This is a genomic window from Hydrogenophaga sp. (assembly GCF_041633695.1).
Classification (GTDB): Bacteria; Pseudomonadota; Gammaproteobacteria; order Burkholderiales; family Burkholderiaceae_C; genus Hydrogenophaga.
Window position 1 is genome coordinate 1 of sequence record NZ_JBFJMY010000332.1, and the last position, 4,674, is coordinate 4,674.

Annotated in this window: 5 protein-coding genes; all 5 read right to left on the minus strand. The window is 67.8% G+C overall.

Annotated features, from left to right (window positions below; all coding sequences use genetic code 11):
* The coding region (locus tag ABYB95_RS17260) for a CoA ester lyase (RefSeq protein WP_372659790.1) at window positions 1-657 on the minus strand (657 nt) is incomplete at its 3' end.
* A 5-nt stretch (window positions 658-662) separates the two neighbouring features.
* Entirely contained in the window at window positions 663-1,517 is an 855-nt protein-coding gene (locus tag ABYB95_RS17265) for an acyl-CoA dehydrogenase (RefSeq protein WP_372659791.1), read from the minus strand.
* Window positions 1,514-3,040 carry a 3-hydroxyacyl-CoA dehydrogenase gene (locus ABYB95_RS17270; protein WP_372659792.1) on the minus strand — a complete coding sequence of 509 codons (1,527 nt, stop codon included), beginning with the start codon at window positions 3,038-3,040 and terminating at the stop codon, window positions 1,514-1,516. The genes ABYB95_RS17265 and ABYB95_RS17270 overlap by 4 nt, the downstream gene beginning before the upstream one ends.
* A gap of 13 nt (window positions 3,041-3,053) precedes the next feature.
* Window positions 3,054-3,827 (minus strand): enoyl-CoA hydratase-related protein, encoded by a 774-nt coding sequence (locus ABYB95_RS17275; RefSeq protein ID WP_372659793.1) that lies wholly within the window; start codon window positions 3,825-3,827, stop codon window positions 3,054-3,056.
* Window positions 3,824-4,618, minus strand: a complete 795-nt coding sequence (locus tag ABYB95_RS17280) for an enoyl-CoA hydratase/isomerase family protein (protein ID WP_372659794.1) — start codon at window positions 4,616-4,618, stop codon at window positions 3,824-3,826. The genes ABYB95_RS17275 and ABYB95_RS17280 overlap by 4 nt, the downstream gene beginning before the upstream one ends.
* Between the last annotated feature and the right edge of the window lie 56 nt (window positions 4,619-4,674).

Here is a 4,674-nt window from a genome sequence, read left to right on the forward strand (position 1 = left end):
CACAAAGCCGAGCTGGCGCGCGAGCCGGATGGTCTGTGCGAATGCCTCGGCGTCGCCGTAGTCGGCGATCGAACCGGGAAAGCCAAAGGGCAGAATGCCGGCGCGGCGGCAGGCGAACTGCACCAGCTGGTTGGGTAACATCAAAGCCTCGCGCACCGGCGCCATGCCGGCGGAGGCCGAAAAATCTTCGGGGCCGAGCATCATGCCGAGCATGCGCGGCGTGCTGGCCGCAATCTCGTCGAGTGCTGGCAAGGCCTGTACATCTTCGATCAGCGCGATCAGGCGGGTGTGTCCTGCGGGCAAGCCGCGTTGGGCCTCGAGCCGGTCCAGGCGTTCGACCACGGCCTGCACCGTGGCGACATCGTTCACCTTGGGCAGAACCAGCGCGCTCACAGCCGGGCCAACGGCCACGTCGATGTCCAGCGCAGCCATCTCCCAGGCTTGGTTGACGCGCACCAGCACCGGCGTGCCCCGTGCCGCAATGGCGGCTGCGGCGCCCGGCACGGCGGCGCGCGCCACCGCCTTCTGCGCCAGCGGCACACTGTCTTCCAGGTCCAGCACACAAGCGTCGGCGCCACGCGCATGGGCGCGTGCGACGAAGCGCTCCACGTGCGCGGGCACGAAAAGCATGGATCGCCAGATCGGGTTGTCGCGCATGGTGTTCACCAGCCCAACGTGGCCTGCGCCGTCATGCCAACCTGGCCCTGGGCGTCCTGCGTCCAGAGCTCAACGGTGTTGCCCTCGGCAGCGGCGCAGAGTTGCAACACATCGGTGTCGAACGCGGGGCGCAAGGCGCGGAAGGTGAAGGCACGCACCGGCACGCCGGGCCGGCCTTGCTCCAGCAGATCCAACAATGCCGTCGCCAGCAGCGGACCGTGCACCACCAACGCGGGGTAAAACTCCTCATGTACCGCGTAATCGCGGTCGTAATGGATGCGATGACCGTTGTAGGTGAGCGCGGAATAGCGGAACAACAACGCAGGGTCGGGCTGCAACGTGGCAGACCATTGCGCCGCCTGCGTGGCCTTTTCGCCGACGGGCAAGGACACGGGCGCTGTGGGTGCCTCGCGGTAGACGATGTTCTGCTCTTCGCGAACGCAAGTACGGTTGCCCTGCTCCAGCACATGGTCCACGGTCACAAAAACCAGGGGGCCGCTGCGGCCGTCCTTCAGCTCCACGCTGCGCACGGTAGAGCGCCTGCGCGCAGACGCGCCCAAGCGAAGCGGCGCCTCGCATTGCAGCTTGCCCGCCGCCCACATGCGGCGCGGCAAGGGCACCGGTGGCAGAAAACCACCACGCTGTGGATGCCCGTCGAGCCCGGTGGCCGCGCGCGCGGGCGCATCGAGAAAGTACAGCCAGTGCCAGGGCAGCGGCAGCGCATCGTCCACCGCCGGTGGCTCGGCGCGGTCGAGCAGACCGCTCATGGCCACGGCAGGAAAAGGTTCCAGTGTTTGCTCGGCCACCTGTTCGCGACCGACCCACTGGCGCAGGTGATCGATGTCGATGGCAACGCTCATGACCGCGCAGCCTCCGGTGTGAGCAGGGACAGGCCGAGCACCACGCGGCGCAGCAACCAGGGACTGGGCCGGTAGCGCGGGTCGCCGGTCTCGGCCAGCATGTTGCGCAGAATTTCCAGAATATGCGCACCGCCGATGCGGTCGCCCCAGGCCAAAGGGCCGTGCGGGTAACCCAGGCCGAGCTTCACGGCGTCTTCGATGTCGGCCACGCTCGCAATGCCGCGCTGCGCGATCTGCGCGGCGATGTTCACGATGGTGGCCAGCACACGTTGTGCAACAAAACCCGGGCTGTCGTTGATGACGGTGACCGGAACGCCGTCCGCTGCCAGCAGCGCCCAGGCGCTGTCGCGTGCTGTGGGCGAGGTGAGCGCCGTGAGCATGAGCGTGCGGCGCAACGCCAGGGGCACCATGGGGTCGATGGCGACCACGCGCGTCGCATCCAAGCCGAGCGCGGACGCCGCATGCGTCGCGTCGCCGCCCCAGGGCTGCACGATGCACACATCGGCATGTGCGGCATCTGCGGTGAGCACCGCGCCCGCTGCCGACAGCAAGGCCACCAGGCCCGTGTGGCCACTGGCCTGCGGGTCTACCCACACCTGCACACCCGAAGGCAACGGTGGTGCAGCGCGGGCCGGAGAAGGACGGCGCACGCCGCCGTCGTAGGTGTACCAACCCTCGTCGGTCTTGCGGCCGAACAGCCCAGCCGCCACGCGTGGGGCCACCAGCGACGAAGGCCGGAAACGCGGTTCTTGCTGGAACTGTTCGTAAATCGATGTCATCACCTTGCTGGACACATCCAGACCAGTCAGGTCCAGCAGCTCGAACGGGCCCATGCGAAAACCCAGACCGTCGCGCAACACGTCGTCCACATCGGCTGGTGAGGCCAGCTGTTCTTCAACAATCCGCAGCCCTTCGGTGTAAAGACCGCGCCCCGCGTGGTTGACGAGAAAACCGGGTTGGTCCGCCGTCACCACCGCGCGGTGCCCGGCGCCGCTCACCAGTCCGCTCAGCGTGTCCACGGTCTGCGGCGAAGTGCGCAGCGCGGCGATGACCTCTGCCACCTTCATCAGCGGCACGGGGTTGAAAAAGTGCAGGCCGGCCACGCGCACCGGGTGGCGGCAGGCAGCGGCAATGTCGGCCACGGTGAGCGACGAGGTGTTGCTGGCGAGCACGGCGGTCTCGGCCACCACATCCTCCAGCGCGCGGAACAACTGGCGCTTGACCTCGAGGTCTTCCACGATGGCCTCGATCACCACCTCACAGTCGGACAGATCGGCCATCTGCGCGCAGGGGATGACGTTCGCGCGAACCGCCTCGAAGGCCTCGGCGCTCAAGCGGCCTTTTTCCACGCCGCGCTCGATCATGCCGAGCGCGAACTCGACCGCTTTGGGCGCAGCGCCCGGCGCTGCATCGAAGCAGCGCACGCGGTGGCCCGCCTGCGCAAACAACTGCACGATGCCGCGCCCCATGGCGCCCGCACCCACGACGCCGAGCGTCCATTTTTTTTCTGTGATGGAAGTCATTTGGCCTTGAGCATCATTGGCCCTTGAAATCGGGCTTGCGTTTGTCGAGGAAGGCACGCATGCCTTCGGTCTTGTCGGCGGTGTCGAACAGCAGCAGGAACTCGCGGTTTTCCAGCGCGAGCGCGGCGTCCAGCGGCAGGTCGGCGCCCTGGCGCAATACGCGGCGCGTGGCCCGCACGGCTTTGGGCGGCATGCGCGCCACCTTGCGGGCCAAGTCGGTGGCGCGCTCCAACACCAGGCCATCGGCGGCCAGCTCGGCCACCAGGCCGAGTTGAAAGGCGCGTTCACCGGAGATCATCTCGCCGGTGAGCAACATCATGGAAGCCACCTGCGGGCCCAAGGTGCGCACCAGCCGCTGGGTGCCGCCCGCGCCAGGCATGATGCCCACCGCCAGCTCGGGCTGACCGAAACGCGCGCTGGCGTCGGCCACAATGAAGTCGCACATCATGGCCAGTTCGCAGCCTGCGCCCAGCGCGAAGCCGCTCACTGCCGCGATGGTGGGTTTGGCGCTACCAGACACCGGCGCCCAGTACTGGCCCAGGGCGATGTCGGCCACGTCCTGCGCACCTTTGTCCACCAGCAAATTGAGATCGGCGCCCGCAGCAAAAACACTTTCGCCTCCGGTGATGACGATGACGCGCACCGACGCATCAGCGTCGAGCGCGCGCACGGCCTGCGCAATGGCGGCGCGCATCACCAGGTCGAGCGCGTTGCGCTTCGCGGGGCGGTTGAGCACCACGGTGCCCACAGCGCCATCGCGGCGCAGGATAACGGCGTCTTCGCTCATCGTTTCACTCCCGGCAGCGCCACGAAGTCCGCAGTGCGCTTGTTCACATAGGCGTCGTGCCCTTCGACAAAGTCGTCGCCGAGCAGGCAGACCGCCTGGTCGTTTTCCTCGCGCGCAAGTTCCTCGGCCAACGACGCCGAGGGGTGGTTCAGGCGCGCCTTCATGCGCGCGAAGGCCTCGCGCGGCAGCAAGGCCAGTTCACCGGCCTGTGCCACGGCGGTGGTCATCACCTGCGCATCGGCCACCAAGGTGTCGGCCAGACCGATGCGGTACGCCTCGGCTCCGCTCACTGGCGCCCCATCACAGAAGATGCGCCGCACCACCGGCAAACCCACGCGGCGCGGCAGGGTGAGCAACTGCCCCCAATCCGGCGCCAGACCGAGCTTGAGAAAGGGAAAAAGAATTTTGGTGCCCTCGCCCACGACGATGCGGTCGCCCAGCAAGGCCAGGCCCACCGCCGCGCCCGCGCCAATGCCTTCCACCGCGCTGACCACCGGCACACCCGCTTCTGCGATGAGGCGGCAAAGCGCATGAACGTGCTGCATGCGCTCTCGCGCCTGCGCCTCGGTCAGGCCTACCATGCTGGGTACGTCACCACCGGCGGAGAACACGCCCTGCGCACCGCCGAACACGATGGCGCGCACAGTGGCATCGACCAGCAGCGCAGCGAGCGACTCGGTCAAGGCCCGACGCACGCCGTGGTCGATGGCGTTGCGTTTGTCGGGGCGGTTGATCAACAGCCGCGCCACGTGCGGCGTGGGGCGGTCAACCAGTACGACGGCCGCGCTCATCAGACCCCCTCGCGGCCGACGATGGAGACCGAGCAGACGTTCTGCGACGGTTGCCC

Coding starts and splice junctions, on each gene's coding strand:
- ABYB95_RS17280 (WP_372659794.1), bottom strand. CDS start 4,618: ATGAGCGCGGCCGTCGTACTGGTTGACCGCCCCACGCCGCACGTGGCG.
- ABYB95_RS17265 (WP_372659791.1), bottom strand. CDS start 1,517: ATGAGCGTTGCCATCGACATCGATCACCTGCGCCAGTGGGTCGGTCGC.
- ABYB95_RS17270 (WP_372659792.1), bottom strand. CDS start 3,040: ATGACTTCCATCACAGAAAAAAAATGGACGCTCGGCGTCGTGGGTGCG.
- ABYB95_RS17275 (WP_372659793.1), bottom strand. CDS start 3,827: ATGAGCGAAGACGCCGTTATCCTGCGCCGCGATGGCGCTGTGGGCACC.